This is a genomic window from Slackia piriformis YIT 12062 (assembly GCF_000296445.1).
GTDB classification, from domain to species: Bacteria; Actinomycetota; Coriobacteriia; order Coriobacteriales; family Eggerthellaceae; genus Slackia; species Slackia piriformis.
On sequence record NZ_JH815198.1, the window covers coordinates 1,505,930 to 1,522,163 of the forward strand.

Sequence of the window (16,234 nt, forward strand, 5' to 3'; positions counted from 1 at the left end):
CTCATAAGCCATTTCACGGTTTTTGCAAGAAATCTAAAAGGGGTCTTGGTTTCTAAAAGTTACCTTGTTTAAAAGAGCATGTAGAAAAAGCGGATTCACGCCCCTGCCGCTAAGGCGTGATATTCTGCCGACCAACGCCTCGTTCGCAATGCCAAACCGAAGGGAACGCCATGGATGAGCTTTTCGCACACGTTGTCGAATTCATCTCCCAGGAATGGGTGAGGGACATCTTCTGGGCTGTTGCCCTGGCCGCCGTCACGGCCGCCGTATCGCACATCGTCGCCAAAGGACTGCGCGCTTTTCTCAACCGAGACGATAACCCCCTGCCCTCAAGCAGCATTTTCGTGAACATCGTACGCGCCGTCATCTGGATCATAGGCGGCAGCACCATCCTCGACTCTTGCTTCGGCATCAACCCCAACGCACTCGTGACCGCCCTTGGCGTAGGCGGCATCGCCATTTCCCTCGGCTTCCAAGACACGCTGTCGAACCTCATCGGCGGCGTGCAGATGACCATCATGCGCATCGTGAAGCCGGGAGACAACATCGAGGTGGGAACGGAAACCGGCGTTGTGCAGGATGTAAGTTGGCGCCATACCACCATCACCAACGCGCGAGGCGAAACCGTCATCATTCCCAATTCGATTATATCCAAGACGTCCCTGGTCCAGCTCCCCCCGGTAAACCAGATCAGCATTCCTTTCGCCGTCACGAGCGAACGACCCATGGACGACGTCAAGGCCGACCTGCTCGTAGCCGCCAAAGACGCCGCCGCGAAAATATCCCCCATCACCCAAGATCCCAAGATCTTTTTCTCCGAGGTAACCGAATACGGGTTCAAAGGCAAGATAATCATGCGCATCGAGGACGGAAGCCTGGCAGGCTCGGCCGTAGACGCGGTTGTCAGGGCCATCGCCCCTATCACTCGCTAGCTCTACCGATAGTCCAATTCGTTGTCGCCCGTAGCGTAATCAATTGATATGCCAGGCTGCACATTGGGGCAGAACACGTTGAACGAGACACCCTCGCCGCCGTCTTCGATGGAAAACGCCTCCATTTGGACCCCTCGGCAAAGCAGCTCGTCTTCGCTGAAGACAGGCACCACCCTGTAGAGAACGTGGTTTCCCGTGCGCTCGATATAACGAATGACCTCCTCTTCAAAAGGCAGCATCCCCTCGGCGTTCATGAAGCGCGTCCCCGTCACCAAATTGCGATCGTTCGCGTTTTCGCTTCCGAGCTTCCAGGCGATAAGGTGCGACCTGTTGTACAGGGACTCCCCGTCAATGAACCCATAGCGGACCGAATGCCACCCGCTTGGATGAATGCTGCTAATGCTGCCGCGCTTCTCTCCTTTCTTGGGCATGGTCTCTTCACCCAAGCACGCAACCGCACCCGTGCATCGACCCTGCCAATCGAGGGGTGCGTAATATTCGAATCCTTCGTTTTCCCGAGCATAGGCGACGTCCGCTTCGTTGAACGAAGGGACGTTTCCGTTCACCTCTTCAAAGGTTATACCGCTCGAAGCATATGCCGCGGAATCGAGAGCTTCCGATTCCGGCACCGTTGTCTCAAGGGACACGGGAGATTCCCGAGAAGAAGCCGCTTCTTCAAGAAATGTACACCCCGCGCACGATAAGGCGGCCGCAAGAACAATGCCTGCAAACAACGAAGCCAGACCGCGAGCGCGATCCGCAAAAAGCTTTCTCATGATTCTCCCATCCATACCGCCCCCGCCGGATGCGACGGCCGAATATCTCGATACAGTCAAAGCGGCATGGTAGCCAAACCCGCCCCGAACCGTGCCTTGAACTCTTCGAAATCGCATAGTAGCCTTATATGCATGCACACAGGAACGGGGGCTGCGCATGGAGCCATGCCATATCGAACTCATGAAAGCCGGCAGCGCCAACTGCTTTTTAATCCATCGCAACGGTGAAGCGGTGCTCGTAGACACCGGAAAAAGCGCCTACCGCGACCGCATTCTTGAAGCATGCCGCAATTTCGACATGCGCGCCATAGCGCTTACGCACGGACATTACGATCATGCGCAAAACGCTGCTTTCCTCTCGAACGAACTCAACGTCCCCATCGTGATGAGTGAAAAAGACCTCCCCCTTATCCAGGACAATTGCGCCGAGGCCATGCAGGCCGACACCGCCATAGGCAGGGCTGTTCTCTCGGTCTCGCAACGCGGATTCGAAAACGAGACGATAGAGGATTTCCGCCCGGCAAAATTCCTCGAAGAAGGCACGACCCTCGTGGACTTCGGCTTTCCCGACATCTATGTCATCGAACTTCCGGGCCATACGAAAGGCTCCATAGGATTCGTAACGCAGGGACAATCGGGACACCCCGCCCTTTTCGTGGGAGATGCGCTTATGAATCTGGTCTACCCGTCAAGCGCCATGTTCTACGGCAACGGTGAAGACGCCAGGACAAGCGCGCAACGCATCGCGTCGTTCGGGGAAGCAACCATCCACTTCGGACACGGCCGTTCGCTTCCGAATAAAGAGAACTGGTAAAAAAGGCGTCGGCCGGCCTTGGACCGGCGAATCGACGGAACCGACAGCGCGCCAGACAAATGCACTGGGACCGGCAGTACGCGCGCCAAACTCAGCAACACGCGTGACAATCCACCGAACGCGCAAAGCCTTCAGAACGCAACGGGTCAGACAACGCACGGCCTTTGACACGCGCTATTCCGTGGCGGCCTCTCCGAGATGAATGACGGATTCACGCAAAGCGGGGCAGGCCTTGAAGACAAATGCCTTCCCCTCGTGCTCTCTCACCAGGCACCCATGACGCTCTAGGTCAAGAAAATCCGCGCGAGCCGTTGCATAGGCAACGGCAAACGTACGCTGATGCGGGCCTATGCGCAATGCCGCATTCGGCTCCTTGCAAAGCGCCGAGATGATCGATTTTTGCCGGTCGTTCATAGGGAAATCGAACATGGCACCAATACGGTCGTTCAGGTTCTTAAGCTGGTAGAGCGTCTTCTCCAAACGATCGACCTCTTTGAGGTAGAACCTCGTGTACATAATGAAATACGACGTGAAGTCGAATCCGAAGCCGTAGTCGACCGACCAGCTTTTAAAGACGGACTCCATCAGGGGGGTGTTAAGGTCTCCGAACGGATAGTACCCAACCGGAACCCAGCTCAGCACGGGATACCCCCATTTGATGGCAATGACGTTTCGCAGGAGCACTCCGACGAGGGAGTTCAGGCACGGGAATATGTCGAAGTTCCAGAAGTACCACGTTATGCTGATGATGCGCTGGATGGGACCGAACCTCATCTCCCCTTCGTTTCCCATCCGAGCCCTGCGGCATATGGCATCGATGCATGAGGCGCTATCGGGAGGCTGAATCCGCTCATCGAGCGGACAGACTTTTTCGCGACGCGGAATATTCTCCACGTCAACGCCCTCTATGAGTCGGTAATAAATCGTCTCGATAAGGCCGTAGGTAATCTCTCTCATGGCAAGCTCGTCGGCATTGCTGCTGATTTCGATATAGTTGCTGATAACACGGTCAAGCGGAGAGCGGGGAGTTCGTCTGCCGGCGAAAATATCGTGGATTCGCTCGTCTGAGACAAGCGCCCCTTCGGCTTCGAGGGCGCGGGCAAGCGTTCTTTCGATCGAACGCGTCAAAAAAGGAGAGCCCTTGAGGGCATCGATATCTCTATCGAGCGGATAGCCCGTTTTGCAGCGAATCTCGAGCATCTTCGAATCGAGGGCAAGCGAAGTCGTGGTAACGAACCAGCAATCGGCCGATCGGTAGGGATCATCGGGCAGAAACACGGCCGCCTGTTTGCGAATCGCGCTTAAAAGCCTCCACATGCTTTCTTTGTCGTAGCCTTCGGGAAGTTCATAGTCGTCTAAATCTTCGTAAAGCAGCAAGCCGACATCGGCCGCGGACCTCAGGCGACGAAGTCTCTCATCGTCCATAAGCGCCAAGATGTCTTCTTTTGCGCATTGCGGTCGCTCCTCCATTGCTTCCCCCTATCGACCACTTCCCCAAGGCCATAGCTCGAAAACAAACGCTCATCAGCGCATATCTTCATAATGTACTATCAATCTCCATTAGAAGCATTATCAAATTAAATTATAGTACTTATCAATTTTTTAGATATTGATATAAGAAATGAGGAGGGTATAGTGAAGAGGTGCAGAGACAAGCTAGCTCCCAAGAAGGAGAAAGATATGAAGTCAAGCACCACCAACACCCATCACGAATCGGCGTTTTTCCACATTCTGGAAGCCATGGGCCTCGAAGGAAATAATTCCTGCTGGCCGGTAACGCTGCGCTAATTCGCCTCCTTAAAACCCAGGCGCAAGCCCGGTAAGCAGAAGCCCCTCGATCCGAAGCGACACACGGATCGAGGGGCTTCTCGCATATCGAAAGCATGCCAAGGGCCTTGAGCAAGCGTATGCGACCACAGCAGCATCGTTAACACGGGGGACAGTCCACAAGCCATCAAAGGTTTGCCGTCCGCCGTCCTTCGGCGCTATCCAGCCAACGCGTTTGTTTCTTTCGCCGCTTCGGCGTCTTCACGCTCAAGAACCTTGCGCATAGCGGCGATTGCGCATTCGATCTGACCGTCATCAGGCTCACGCGTCGTAAGCTTCTGCATCTGCATACCAGGCCACAGAATAACCTTGACCAGGGGGTTTTCTGGATGGCTGCCCGCCCACTTCACCGTAATCTCATAGCTGATTCCAGCAATCACCGGCATCAAGGCGATGCGCACTGCGATGACAAGAGCAAGTTTGACAGGGCCGTCGGGCACGCCCCATGCCGCGATAAGCGCATTGAGGGGCGTGATTGTGTAGACCAGGATGGCAATAATCATGACCATGATAAGAAACGCCGTGCCGCACCGCACATGAAGACGAGGGAAGCTTCTTGCGTTTTCCGGCGTAAGCGCAAGGCCGTGCTCGAAGCAATGGATGGTCTTATGCTCCGCACCGTGATAGCCGAACATGCGCTTGATGTCCTCCATACGACCGATCAGCCATATGTAGAACACGAAAATGGCCACGCGCACGATGCCGTCTACGATATTCCAAGCAAGCGTGTTGCTGTCATACTCCCCCACGATGAAATTGGCTATGAGCGCCGGAGCGACAATGAAGAGCACCACGCCGAGCACTAGGCCGAGCACCATGGAAACGGCCATTTCCTTCTTGCCGAACTCGAGGGCAGCGTCTTCGGACGTCGCATCTTGCGATGCGACGTTACGGCTATCATCAGCAGAAACCCGGGAACGAGACGACGCCTCGCCTTCTGCAGAAAGCTCCAGGCGGTCTTCGCCATCCTGAACTTGACGCCGCGACGGCTCATCCTCCGAAGAGTCGGGCACGGCGTCGTCGTTAAACGCGTGGAGCGCGGCAATTTCGAGAGCCTTGTAGCCTAGAACCAAGCTCTCCACGAACGCGCGGCATCCGCGAACGATGGGCCAGTACAGCCAGCCGTTCTTTTTCTTACCGCTTGCAAGGTCGTGCTCCTCGACGTAGATCGAGCCGCTCGGCTCGCGCACGGCGGCAGCCCAGTTGTACTTGCCGCGCATCATCACGCCTTCAATCAGAGCTTGACCGCCCACATGGGTCTTATGCGCGCCGTCTTCGGAGAAGGCGCGCTTCGTTTCGCTTTTCCTCACTACGAACGCACCGCTTTCGGGTACGGTCTTCCGCAGGTCATCTTGCCTTCGCTGCAAGCACCGCGCACGCACGACGGGCCGGCGTCAAAAAACACATAGGGGGCCGTAGGGCGAACCAGCTCGAGCATCTTGTGGGCAAGTTCGCGGATTTCCCATTGGGCGCGATTGCAGCAGCGCAGCTCGAAGAAATGAAGGAGCTCGCGCACGTTCATGGTGACCACGATCTTCGTCTCGGCAGCGTTGGGAAGCAGATAGCGCGCATCCTCGGCGGGAACGCCGGCATCAAGAAGCTTCTGGTACGCTTCGACCGCAGCGTCCACAGCCTCGTCGAACAGCGCGCTCGCCTCTTCGTTTTCGGCGACGCTTGCCGGCTTTATCGTATTCAGCCCGTCCTTGAACTTCACATAGCGCTGCGACTGCTGATTGAAGCTTGCCAACCTGTGACGCACCAGCTGATGCGTCATCGCGCGGGAGACGCCGTCGATCGCAAACGTGTAGCTTACATGCTCAAGCGTCGAAAAATGACCGCTCTTCATAATGGTAGAGAGCACGCTCTGAATTCTTTCGGGAGGCATGGTCTCCATGAGTTCGGATGCGCCGACGGGGGCATAGCACAGACGCGCCGCCGTGGCAATGGCGCGCTCGGGATCGGGAGTATGGTAAAGAAGTTCTACCTGCATAGATACGACTCCTGTTCTCATCGGGTTTTCGCATCATGATAGCCCACGAAAGCCGAGGGGAAAGACGGCTCGCAACGTTTCCGCAAAAGACACGTCGGCCCGCTTTCGCATTCAACGCGAAAGCGGGCCGCTCCACAGCTCAAACCATCAGAGGCCTTCATCGAGCGCTCTCGAAAAACGCCCGAGCCACGGCGCCTTTCGGCGAACGGAACAGGCCCTACGCCTTCTTGGACTCGATGCCAACAGAGGAAAAGTACTTCTCCCATTTTTCGAACGAATCCTCGCTGATAGCATGCTCCATCTGACACGCTTCGTAATTCGCCGTTTGCTGGTCTATGCCGACGATTTCCGCAAGAAAACGATACAGCAGGTTGTGGCGACGCCATAAGGCCTCGCCATAAGAGCGGCCCTTTTCCGTCAAGGTTATATCGCCATAATAGGGCTGCTCCACGTAGCCTTTTTCCTTAAGGTTCGATATGGCCTTCGAAACCGACGCCTTCGAAACACCCAGCTTGTTCGCCACGTCGACGGCGCGAACGGAAGAGCCTGTCGCCTCCGTCAAATCGACCATGGCCTCGAGGTAATCCTCAAGCGAATGGCTCAGCGTTTCACTACGAGACTCCAAGACGGTCATCGTTTTCGCTTCAGACATTGGGGGCCTCGCTCTCAGGATCGATACACGGTTCGTTCGCTACACCATATCACATTGCACGAAAAAGCCCGCTTCCCAATAGACGGGAGGCGGGCTCACGAATTGCGAACCGGCTGCGCAGACAAAGCGCGCATCGCAAAATTGCTCCGAACGAATCCGAATCGCGGGCGAACCGAAACGGTTCGTCTGAAATCTACGACAAGATCTTCGAGTCGCCCTCCACGTCGCGCTTCATGGCCTCGACCATGGAGTACGCGGGGCACGATTCGGAAGAAGACGCCGAATGCGAAGCGGAGGCGCATGCCGAGCACGAACCCGATCCGCACGAGCCTGAACAGTGCTCTTTACATCCGCACATGCCTTTCTTGCGAAAGGAACGGATGGAAAGACACACGCACGCAATAACGACGGCTAGAACCAAAGCGGTAGACACGTTCACGAGGTTCACTGCTCCTTTCCATAAGCGAAAACAAGGCGGTCGTTCTTCTGGCGCTTATCCTCGAAGCGCGGCATGGGCCTGAAAATCTGGAATAACATGCCCGCCAGAACAATTACAGCGAATGCCGTAGCGACGGTAAAGCTGCCCGTGGAGAAGAACATCCCGAACTGATAAATCATCAGAGCAACAGCATACGCGAACACGGTCATGTACCCGATGGCGAACCAGGTCCATTTGGCAGACGCCATCTGGCGACGAATGGTGCCGATGGCGGCAAAGCACGGAGCGCACAGCAGGTTGAACGCGCAGAACGCCATAATCGCCGGGGCGCTACCGCCCATCATGGCGCCGAACGCCTCCCACATGCCGGGGTCGGCCTCGCCCGCGTCCCCGAGGCTGGTAATGATGCCTACCGTAGCGACGACGTTCTCTTTAGCGACAAGCCCCGTGACCGACGTGGCAACAGATTGCCAATCGCCGAATCCGAGAGGCGCGAAAAGCGGAGCCAGAATGCTTCCAAGCATCGCCATGAAGCTGTACTGGATGTAATCGTCCATCTCGGAATCAAGCAGGGTGAAAGAACCCTCGTAGAAGCCGAAATTCATCAGGAACCAAATGACAATCGTGGACAGGAAGATGATCGTACCGGCTTTGATGATGTAGCTGCGGACGCGCTCCCACATGGCCATCAATACCGAGCGAACCGTAGGAAGGTGATACTGGGGCAGCTCCATGATGAACGGGGTCGCCTCTCCAGCAAACATCCTCGTCTTGCGCAGCATGATTCCCGAAACAATGATGGCGGCGACGCCCATGAAGTAGAACATCGGCGCGACCCACCACACGTCATCGGAAACCTGACCGGCCAAAGCACCGAAGACAAGAGCGATGATGGGAAGCTTCGCGCCGCACGGAATCATCGTGGTGGTCATGATGGTCATACGGCGGTCTTTCTCGTTTTCGATGGTCTTGGTGGCCATGACGGCGGGAACACCGCAGCCCGATGCGATAAGCATGGGGATAAAGCTTTTGCCGGAAAGTCCGAATTTGCGGAAAATGCGATCCATAATGAAGGCGACGCGCGCCATGTAACCGCACCCCTCGAGGAAGGACAGCATCACGAAGAGGATGACCATCTGGGGAATGAAGCCAATAACAGCGCCGACACCGGCCACGATGCCGTCAACGACAAGGCTCTGCAGCCAGGCTGCGCACCCTATGGACTCGAGCGCACCCGAAACGATCGGCGTTAAGCCGGGAATCCACAAACCGAATGCCGAGGGGTCGGGCTCTTCCTCCGACAGCTGGTCGACAAGGGCGCCGTCACCAGCCGCCTCGGCCTCCGCGATGCTTTCCTCCCACGAGGCGACCGCCTCCTCGTATGCGGCGCCGCCCGTATAAAGCCATCCATCACCCGAAATGCCGTCATTGGCCCAATCGGTCACAACGCCGCCTCCCACGGATACGGCAAGGTAATACACGAGCGTCATCACCAGAACGAAAATGGGCAATCCGAGCCAACGGTTTGTAACCACGCGATCGATCTTCTGCGTCAGCGTCATACCTTTCGCAGATTTCTTCAGGGCGCCGTCGACAATATGAGCTATGGCGTCGTAGCGCTCCGAGGTCATGATGCTTTCCGCGTCATCGTCGAAATGCTCTTCGGCAAGAGTTCTGACCTTCGAAACGCGATCGAGCGCATCGGGCGGAAGCGAAAGCGCATCGATCGTTCGCTCTTCTCCCTCGAAAACCTTGATGGCATTCCAACGAAGCAAATGTTTGGGAGAGAACTCCCCGATGCATTCCTCGATTTCGCTCAGAGCATCCTCTACTTCTGCATCAAAGGAGAAGGACGGGGTCGCAGGCCGCTTTTCCTTTGCAAGGGAAACGGCGACGTCGACTAAGTGCTCCAAACCTTCGTTTTTCAGCGCACTCGTTTCCACAACAGGACATCCAAGCTGTTCGGAAAGCTTCTCTGGATAGACGACATTGCCGTTTTTCTTCACAAGATCAGACATGTTCAGGGCGACGACAACGGGCAAGCCCAGGTTGACTATCTGCGTGGTCAAATACAGGTTGCGTTCAAGGTTCGTTGCATCCACCAGATTGACAATGACATCGGGGCGTTCCTCGATCAGGTAATCCCTACTCACTATTTCCTCGGGAGAATACGGAGAGAGGGAGTACACGCCGGGCAGGTCGGTGATGACGATGCTTTTGTCGCCCTTGCAATACCCTTCCTTCTTCTCCACCGTCACACCCGGCCAATTGCCGACATACTGAGCCGACCCCGTCAAAACGTTGAACATGGTGGTCTTGCCGCAATTGGGATTGCCCGCAAGCGCTATTCGTATCTGCATGCTTTGTCCCTTTCTTTAAGTTGCTCTTAGCTAACTTATGTCTTGAAAAAATGCCACATCCGTGGCTAGCGGGTCGGCGAATGTGCTTTCTACGAAATATGCATCCGCCAATAAACCCGAAAGTGAAAACGCTATGCGATACGCCCTCTACGCGATACGCTCTACAAGCACGTTCTCCGCCTCGCTTTTCCGAAGCGACAACTCATACCCCCGCACGGTGACCTCCAGCGGATCGCCCAGCGGAGCAACCTTTCGAACGAAGACTTCAACGCCCTTCGTGATTCCCATATCCATGATGTGGCGTTTGACGGCGCCTTCCCCCGAAAGCTTCTTCACACGGGCGCGTTCGCCAACCGGCACGTCGCGCAACGTCATCGTCTGTCCCTGCTCCATCTTCGTTCCCTTCTTTTCGTGCGGGCCGCTCATGCAACCCTTCTACCAACCGCATCCAAAACACCTTCGCGCCTCAAACAAACGCAGCGCGTCCGTTTCCGTGAAAAACAATCGCTCTCGGTAATCGTCGATTCCCAACTCGTCAAACGCAGCGCCCCTCCGCGCTAGAGAGACATCTTTATCTTCAGCGCCACATGACGGTCCAAAGCGACCTGCGCCCCTTTGACCTCGACGATGAGATTTCCCGCCGTCTCGCTCACAACCTTTACGAAAGCACCCTCGACAAAGCCAAGGTTTTCCAGGTGGTGATGCATTTGCTCGCTTCCGCATACCTTCTCGATTCGGGCCTTATTGCCCGCACCCACGAATGCGAGCGGCAGCGAAGACGCCGCCTTGCGCCCAACAGCCCGTTCTTCGCCCCGCTCGGAGGAAAGATCCAAAACGTCCGCAGATGCTTCTGGGCGCCGAGAAACCGGACCGGACGCCTCTTTCGATTCCGCATCCGCACGAAACCTCGGCTTTGAGGCGCGCAGGGAGAAAATGGCATTTCTCGCGGCAGCAATTCCCATGTTTCTTTCACTTCCTAATGTAAGACGAAGATAACAATACGACACTGTACCACTTCATCGGAAGAAAAGAAAGCCTAGAGTAACTTTTAATGAATCCTTAATACGACACCGTCTTGCAGGAACCGCTGAGGGTGCGGCGCCGAAAGCGAAGGGAAACGGGAGCTCCGAAACGCAGGGCGGCACCCAGGAACAATTCTGAAAGACTATGCGACAGAAATAGTGACGCAGCATGCAGCACGCTCTTGCCCCGATGCAGGGCCGCCCTCGCCAGAACACCCTTCGAACGAAACGAGATCCGCCTCTCGACCGTCGCTCGCCCCAACAACAGCGACACCATCCTTATTTTTCGCGACACCGTCTCGCGCAACCCATTCGCTTTCCTCATCGGTTTTCCCGACGACGGTCAGCATGGGGATTCCCACGGCATGCCGCAAAAACCCGCAACTCGTTTCCGCATTGCGGCCCGAGCATGCCTTGCCAGAATCGAGTTCTATCCTTATCGTTACCTCCCTTCTCTCTTTCCCTAACCCTGAGGCCTCCTCCGCCGATTCGCCGATCGAACCTTCCCCACTTTTGACGCGCTCTTCCAGCGGAGATGGCAGCGCGCGTCTATCCAGCAGACGACCCGAATCGTCGCATGACTTCTCGATTCCCGTTCTTCGGTCAGGCGCGCAATCGAATTCGAGGCGCTCCTCTATATCCAAGTCTTGCTCGGTATCCCGATCTCGTTCGAAAAACGAGCCTTTCTGGTCGCTTGCTGCCGCAGCGGCCTGGCCGTTCGTCGCTGCAGCGGCGAAATGCTTGCTGAAATCATGAAGACACCCGTAGCAAAGCTCCATATCATCAAAACAACGGGCGCTACAGGTCGGACATATTTTCATGGTCTTCTCCTTCCAACCCCTGTTCTAAAGACTCCGATGACGGAAGGGCAAGCGCCCTATCACCTATTTCGTACCATTTTCCTGGCCTTGACGCCCTTTCGATTGTCAGCTTCGCGCGAATGCACCTCAAGCGCCTCCCGGGAGGAACGCTTCGATGAACGCCCACGACGACCCCTCCCTTATCGACGAAGGCGACATCGACAGCCTCGGCCATGCCCACAGTGTGGATGTCGCGGCAGGGCGCAAGAACGACCGTCGTTCCCGCCCGAAGCGCCGGGTCTTTCAGCCCCCTCATCCGCTCAAACAAGCCCGTCAGGATTGCGAAACCCCTCTGACAATCCAGCATCAATTCCTTATTACGAGTCATCACGCCACCACTCCTTTTCTATACGGACTCACCGTAAAACCGATTTCGTGCGTCAAAGCCGGAACTCGCGCCCCGAACACCGTCGCCCCCGATAGAAACGGAGGCCTGTACGATGCCGTTGCCCTATACCGGATATGTCCCATAGCCCTGTTTTCGGCCACAACACTCACTTCAATGTGGTCTTTATTCAGACGTTCTACGACGCGCGCCCTGACTTCAGTGGCTCCCGAGTCTTCCCGCCCGTCATCGGCCTGCATGCAAACCGCCTCGCGCACAATCTGGTCGAAAGCCGCACAATCCCCCGCAAACACCAGAGCATTCGCCACAATGAACGCAATAACGGCCACAACCGGAAAGACAAAAGCGCACTCGACGGCCATTTGACCGCGACAATGCCACCGATGCCTCTGCATTTTCTCCGCCCCCTGCTCCACCGAAACCCGTTCACGCGCATGCGCCAAACAGCCCATTGACATCATGCCTCCCCCAATCTTCGAAGACGCTCCGCCTACGCTCCAAGCCCATTCGAACATCCCCTTTTCGCGAATCACGCATAGAAAGACGCCCGCCACTGGACAAGAACCGCCTCATCCTCCTTTTGCGGCAAGAATAGCCTGGGCGATGACCCCGTCCCCCCGCTGCGCGACATGGACGGTATTCGAGACGAACGGTTTCGCCGACAACGTATTGGCAGGCTCAAGCCCCGCAGATTCGATTCCGTCCTTCAAGGCGCCGGACGCCCACGTACCCAAGCCCGTTGACCCGATGAGCGGAATGCTGCCAATGAGCTTCTCCACGGCGCCGAGCAATCCGTCGGTACCTGCCGCGTATGCCTCGAGCATGGAATTCCAAAGCGACAGCACCGCAGGAGCAGCGTCCGACAGAGGAGGGCCCACTTCATCCGCAATGCCGTCAAGAAGAGATGAAAGCACGTCTTCTTCCTGGTCTTCGGCAAGAACCGCCGCAGAGACGGCAGCGAACGAGCCCGTCTGCTGCACGACGGAAACGAAAGGGACATCGCCTTCTTTTTCGGCATCGAACGCAATCGCCGCTAAAGCGCCGAATCTTCCAGGCGGATACGCCTCTATCCTGCTTCCCGCAAGCTCTCCAAGAGCCTCTGATATCTTGTCGAAAACTCCCTGCGCTCCTTCTTTGGCCTCATGCTCCGCGACGAAAGCCTCTCCCGCCGCCTCTTCGTAATCCCGAGCAGCTTTCGCCACCTTTTCGTAGTGGTATTCGAAGCCGTTTTCTATCGACGTCGATGCGGCTGCAACCTTCCCAAGCGAGACCGCGTCGAAATCGCATGTCGGACACACCCCGTACAAACCTTCATCCTGCTGGGCAAGAGAGCCCAGGCCGCCAGACCCCGCTGCTTCGGGGCAACCGCTCCAAGCGTGAAGATTCCCGTTTGCAACCGGATATGCGACTTCGGTATAAAGGCTGGTTTCCTTCATCTCCGACGTATTCGACGGCAACAAGGGAAGCTCGATATCGGGTGCACTTCCCTCTCCTTCGCGCACATACCCCTTGTCCAGCTCCGCGGAAGCGAATTCGTAGAATCGAACTCTCAGCGCGCTTTTTGCCTGCTCCTCCAGGCTTTCCCCTTCAGGCGTTTCATGCACGGACCTGAAGCGGTAGTATGCCTTGGCTCTTTCGAGAGCGACGGAGAACGACCACGTATTAACGCTGTGAAACATCGGGTTCTCAGACGACGGGAGCATTGCGAGCTTATCCGCCCGCTCGTACATGCAATACCCCGGAGCGTTTCCGCAATCGTGCAGATAGCCTTCGTTCAAGGCCTCGTCAGCACGATCTTGCGCCTCTGACGCCTTTTGGGCCGCTTCGGTAATCTGGTCGCTTTTATCCTGCGCCTCCTCGGCGGCTAAACGAGCGGACTGAACATCCCCTATGGATATCTCCTCCCCCGTCGAAGGAACAAGCTCCGCATACGCCACCGCGTTGCCTCCAAGCTCTTCGGCATTTTCTTGCACAAGGGTCTCCGCCTGAAGAAGAGCGGCGGCAGGCAATGCATCCTGCATTGCCGAGAGCGTCTTTCTGGCGGTTTCGGCAACGTCGTCGCGCTTCTCGAGAATTCGAGTTCCGGTGTCTATCAGGGTTTTCCCCGCCGAAGCGGCAGGCGGAACGCAGCAGCAGATCGTGCCGACGCCAACAAGCGTAAGCCCCGTCAACGACATGCTCAGCAATGTCGCATCAGCAACGCGTACGGCTATAACGAACTCGGCCACTTCGTTTTCCGCCGCAAGAGCGGCAGCGTCGGCAACCGCCTGAACCCCTGCCGCTCTTGAATAGCTGCGCGAGAACCACGCGCAAAAAAACGCGAGCGAGCAAGCCGCCAGAATCGCGCAAGCGGCCCCGAGCGTCGTATACCCCGATTCGCCCCGAAACCATTCGGTCGGATACCGTCTTGTCCCGTTTTCTTTCACGCGCCCCCTTGTCACGTCGGCACCCCCTTCCCTTCTTCACGCCTTTTCTTCCCATCTGCTCGACCACGCAGACGGATCTACACCGAATTCGGAACCAACGAGCCAATCGTCGTGCGGCGACATTTCCGCACGAACTTTCTGGCGGTACAGCCCCGTCCCGTCCGTAAGCCCGAGAAACCCCATTGCCGCGCCCACGAGCGGAAGCGGACGCAATCCGTGCTCGATACGGACGCGGACGTATTCAGACCCCTCGCCCCCTTCGACCTCGATTTCCCACTCGCCCCCATGAAACACATCAACCTGCGGAATTGCGTCCAAACGACGCTCGATGTATTCCCGAGAAGCGCTCGCGTCGTCAGGGTGCAGCGTCTTCAGAAGCCGACACGCCTCAAACGCAGCCGACTCCATGACCATTCGGTCGTAAAGAACAATCGCAGGCTGGACGAGCATCAAGACCCCCAGAAGAACGACAGGGGCCAAAAAGGCGGCCTCGACCGTAGCCTGGCCCGCATCCGAACTCTTTCGAATTCCCCTTCCGCGCATATCAGCCTCCGATGATCAGAACAACAATACGTCGGACACACCCCAGGGAATGCGATGGGTCAAAGCCTCCGCCGCATCTTGCGCGAAGTTTCCCTCCGAGACGAAATGCCACAAGACTCCCAGTGCGATCGCCACGGCAAGAAACGCAATGATTGCCAGCGCATACTCGACGCTTCCCTGCCCCTCTCGCCGAAAGCGACGCTGCTCAACATTGCAACCCATGCGCCGGCAGGGACCTGGCCCTTGCTCGTTCCGCCGAAAGAACAATCGTTCAAAGACCGTTGATTCCATCCGCGATAGCATTCCAAAGCTCCTCGATTTTGGGACGGAACAACGTGATGGCGACAATCGCTATCACCACCAAAACGCCCACCAGAATTGCGTATTCCGTCGTACCCTGCCCCTTCTTGCACGCAAGAAAGCCGTGCATTCTCGCTGCACGACAACGCATGCGTGCGCGCATGCGGTCAAGCGCGTCACGAACGCCTCGCGCGCGCCCGTTCGCTTCGCTTCCCGCCGCAAAGCATTTGTTAACAACCATGTTTTCCATCGTCTTCTCCTTGATCCGTCGAATTCCACCTATACGAATTCCAACAACACAGGGCCCATGACAACAATGAGCATGGCCGGAAGAATGAGGCCCGCCGTCGGCATGAGCATCTTCACCGGAGCCTTTGCCACCACCTCCTCCATCTGGGATCGATAGCAGCTTCTTGCCTCGCTTGCCACCGATTCGAAAACCCGCGACATGGGACTTCCATAGCGAAGACAGCGAATAACGTTTCCCACGAACCTCGTCATCACCGGAACGTCTACCTCTTCGGCCAAGGCTCGCAGGGCCGCATCGCGCGAAACAAGGCCGCTTTCCCAACATGCATGCGCCCGACGGCACTTGCGCGACAAAACATCGTCGAAACGCTCGCAATACAGCTCGAACGCGCTTTCGAACGAAAGGCCCGCCCGCATCCCCAGCGCAACAGCATCGACCATTTCCGGAATATGCCTCTGAATCTCCAGGCGCTCCTTGGTACGCTGTCTTTGGGACAAGGCCGATTTCCCGCGCAAGACTCTTGAGAAACGGCCCGCTTCCTTCGGCGTCGATTCCACGAAGCGACTGTTGTCGTCATTTCCCGGCAACAGGTGCACCAACTTATCTACACGCTTTCTCTCCTCAAGCCTCTCAAGCACTGCCGCGCAGACAATCCAGCCGAAAGCCGATGCCCCTATGGTCGCCATTACCATCCAAG

Annotated in this window: 19 protein-coding genes; 2 read left to right on the forward strand and 17 right to left on the reverse strand. The window is 56.7% G+C overall.

Going from position 1 to position 16,234, the window contains the following annotated elements:
- Positions 1-170: 170 nt before the first annotated feature.
- On the forward strand, positions 171-932 hold the full coding sequence (locus HMPREF9451_RS06675) for a mechanosensitive ion channel family protein (protein WP_009139540.1): 762 nt from the start codon (positions 171-173) through the stop codon (positions 930-932).
- Between the two features lie 2 nt (positions 933-934).
- On the opposite strand, the gene HMPREF9451_RS06680 is transcribed toward HMPREF9451_RS06675, so the two are convergent.
- The gene (locus HMPREF9451_RS06680) at positions 935-1,708 is read right to left on the reverse strand and encodes a DNA/RNA non-specific endonuclease (RefSeq protein ID WP_009139541.1); all 774 of its coding nucleotides are present in this window, start codon (positions 1,706-1,708) and stop codon (positions 935-937) included.
- Between the two features lie 157 nt (positions 1,709-1,865).
- On the opposite strand from HMPREF9451_RS06680, the gene HMPREF9451_RS06685 reads away from it, so the two are divergent.
- Positions 1,866-2,522 (forward strand): MBL fold metallo-hydrolase, encoded by a 657-nt coding sequence (locus tag HMPREF9451_RS06685; protein ID WP_009139542.1) that lies wholly within the window; start codon positions 1,866-1,868, stop codon positions 2,520-2,522.
- Positions 2,523-2,696: 174 nt separating this feature from the next.
- On the opposite strand, the gene HMPREF9451_RS06690 is transcribed toward HMPREF9451_RS06685, so the two are convergent.
- The 16 genes from HMPREF9451_RS06690 to HMPREF9451_RS09475 form a co-directional block, all read right to left on the reverse strand.
- The gene (locus HMPREF9451_RS06690) at positions 2,697-3,992 is read right to left on the reverse strand and encodes a hypothetical protein (RefSeq protein WP_009139543.1); all 1,296 of its coding nucleotides are present in this window, start codon (positions 3,990-3,992) and stop codon (positions 2,697-2,699) included.
- A gap of 515 nt (positions 3,993-4,507) precedes the next feature.
- A complete protein-coding gene (locus HMPREF9451_RS06695; protein ID WP_009139545.1) occupies positions 4,508-5,659 on the reverse strand; it encodes a DUF1385 domain-containing protein in 1,152 nt (383 codons plus the stop codon).
- Positions 5,659-6,339, reverse strand: coding sequence for an FAD-dependent thymidylate synthase (gene thyX, locus HMPREF9451_RS06700; RefSeq protein WP_009139546.1), 681 nt, complete (start codon positions 6,337-6,339; stop codon positions 5,659-5,661). The genes HMPREF9451_RS06695 and thyX overlap by 1 nt, the downstream gene beginning before the upstream one ends.
- A gap of 217 nt (positions 6,340-6,556) precedes the next feature.
- A complete protein-coding gene (locus HMPREF9451_RS06705; RefSeq protein ID WP_009139547.1) occupies positions 6,557-6,991 on the reverse strand; it encodes a metal-dependent transcriptional regulator in 435 nt (144 codons plus the stop codon).
- A gap of 193 nt (positions 6,992-7,184) precedes the next feature.
- Positions 7,185-7,430: a hypothetical protein gene (locus HMPREF9451_RS06710; RefSeq protein ID WP_009139548.1), complete on the reverse strand. Its 246-nt coding sequence runs from the start codon at positions 7,428-7,430 to the stop codon at positions 7,185-7,187.
- A gap of 5 nt (positions 7,431-7,435) precedes the next feature.
- Positions 7,436-9,790, reverse strand: coding sequence for a ferrous iron transporter B (gene feoB, locus HMPREF9451_RS06715; protein ID WP_009139549.1), 2,355 nt, complete (start codon positions 9,788-9,790; stop codon positions 7,436-7,438).
- A 147-nt stretch (positions 9,791-9,937) separates the two neighbouring features.
- Entirely contained in the window at positions 9,938-10,183 is a 246-nt protein-coding gene (locus tag HMPREF9451_RS06720) for a FeoA family protein (protein WP_040626658.1), read from the reverse strand.
- 164 nt (positions 10,184-10,347) lie between these two features.
- Positions 10,348-10,752: a FeoA family protein gene (locus HMPREF9451_RS06725; protein WP_009139551.1), complete on the reverse strand. Its 405-nt coding sequence runs from the start codon at positions 10,750-10,752 to the stop codon at positions 10,348-10,350.
- A gap of 203 nt (positions 10,753-10,955) precedes the next feature.
- The gene (locus tag HMPREF9451_RS09465; protein ID WP_009139552.1) at positions 10,956-11,633 is read right to left on the reverse strand and encodes a hypothetical protein; all 678 of its coding nucleotides are present in this window, start codon (positions 11,631-11,633) and stop codon (positions 10,956-10,958) included.
- Positions 11,611-12,003 carry a hypothetical protein gene (locus HMPREF9451_RS09470; RefSeq protein WP_148508552.1) on the reverse strand — a complete coding sequence of 131 codons (393 nt, stop codon included), beginning with the start codon at positions 12,001-12,003 and terminating at the stop codon, positions 11,611-11,613. Before HMPREF9451_RS09470 ends, HMPREF9451_RS09465 begins: the two co-directional genes overlap by 23 nt.
- Positions 12,000-12,380, reverse strand: a complete 381-nt coding sequence (locus tag HMPREF9451_RS06740) for a hypothetical protein (RefSeq protein WP_148508554.1) — start codon at positions 12,378-12,380, stop codon at positions 12,000-12,002. Before HMPREF9451_RS06740 ends, HMPREF9451_RS09470 begins: the two co-directional genes overlap by 4 nt.
- Positions 12,381-12,587: 207 nt before the next feature.
- Positions 12,588-14,444, reverse strand: coding sequence for a hypothetical protein (locus tag HMPREF9451_RS06745; RefSeq protein ID WP_040626668.1), 1,857 nt, complete (start codon positions 14,442-14,444; stop codon positions 12,588-12,590).
- A 36-nt stretch (positions 14,445-14,480) separates the two neighbouring features.
- Entirely contained in the window at positions 14,481-14,987 is a 507-nt protein-coding gene (locus tag HMPREF9451_RS06750; RefSeq protein WP_009139556.1) for a TadE/TadG family type IV pilus assembly protein, read from the reverse strand.
- A gap of 15 nt (positions 14,988-15,002) precedes the next feature.
- Positions 15,003-15,209, reverse strand: coding sequence for a hypothetical protein (locus HMPREF9451_RS06755; protein ID WP_040626127.1), 207 nt, complete (start codon positions 15,207-15,209; stop codon positions 15,003-15,005).
- A gap of 49 nt (positions 15,210-15,258) precedes the next feature.
- Complete coding sequence (locus tag HMPREF9451_RS06760) at positions 15,259-15,537, reverse strand: class III signal peptide-containing protein (RefSeq protein WP_009139558.1); 279 nt, start codon at positions 15,535-15,537, stop codon at positions 15,259-15,261.
- A 29-nt stretch (positions 15,538-15,566) separates the two neighbouring features.
- Positions 15,567-16,229: a type II secretion system F family protein gene (locus HMPREF9451_RS09475; RefSeq protein ID WP_083851862.1), complete on the reverse strand. Its 663-nt coding sequence runs from the start codon at positions 16,227-16,229 to the stop codon at positions 15,567-15,569.
- Positions 16,230-16,234: the final 5 nt, after the last annotated feature.

Coding starts and splice junctions, on each gene's coding strand:
- HMPREF9451_RS06675 (WP_009139540.1), top strand. CDS start 171: ATGGATGAGCTTTTCGCACACGTTGTCGAATTCATCTCCCAGGAATGG.
- HMPREF9451_RS06680 (WP_009139541.1), bottom strand. CDS start 1,708: ATGAGAAAGCTTTTTGCGGATCGCGCTCGCGGTCTGGCTTCGTTGTTT.
- HMPREF9451_RS06685 (WP_009139542.1), top strand. CDS start 1,866: ATGGAGCCATGCCATATCGAACTCATGAAAGCCGGCAGCGCCAACTGC.
- HMPREF9451_RS06690 (WP_009139543.1), bottom strand. CDS start 3,992: ATGGAGGAGCGACCGCAATGCGCAAAAGAAGACATCTTGGCGCTTATG.
- thyX (WP_009139546.1), bottom strand. CDS start 6,339: ATGCAGGTAGAACTTCTTTACCATACTCCCGATCCCGAGCGCGCCATT.
- HMPREF9451_RS06705 (WP_009139547.1), bottom strand. CDS start 6,991: ATGTCTGAAGCGAAAACGATGACCGTCTTGGAGTCTCGTAGTGAAACG.
- feoB (WP_009139549.1), bottom strand. CDS start 9,790: ATGCAGATACGAATAGCGCTTGCGGGCAATCCCAATTGCGGCAAGACC.
- HMPREF9451_RS06720 (WP_040626658.1), bottom strand. CDS start 10,183: ATGGAGCAGGGACAGACGATGACGTTGCGCGACGTGCCGGTTGGCGAA.
- HMPREF9451_RS06725 (WP_009139551.1), bottom strand. CDS start 10,752: ATGGGAATTGCTGCCGCGAGAAATGCCATTTTCTCCCTGCGCGCCTCA.
- HMPREF9451_RS09465 (WP_009139552.1), bottom strand. CDS start 11,633: ATGAAAATATGTCCGACCTGTAGCGCCCGTTGTTTTGATGATATGGAG.
- HMPREF9451_RS06740 (WP_148508554.1), bottom strand. CDS start 12,380: ATGGCCGTCGAGTGCGCTTTTGTCTTTCCGGTTGTGGCCGTTATTGCG.
- HMPREF9451_RS06750 (WP_009139556.1), bottom strand. CDS start 14,987: ATGCGCGGAAGGGGAATTCGAAAGAGTTCGGATGCGGGCCAGGCTACG.
- HMPREF9451_RS06755 (WP_040626127.1), bottom strand. CDS start 15,209: ATGGGTTGCAATGTTGAGCAGCGTCGCTTTCGGCGAGAGGGGCAGGGA.
- HMPREF9451_RS06760 (WP_009139558.1), bottom strand. CDS start 15,537: ATGGAAAACATGGTTGTTAACAAATGCTTTGCGGCGGGAAGCGAAGCG.
- HMPREF9451_RS09475 (WP_083851862.1), bottom strand. CDS start 16,229: ATGGTAATGGCGACCATAGGGGCATCGGCTTTCGGCTGGATTGTCTGC.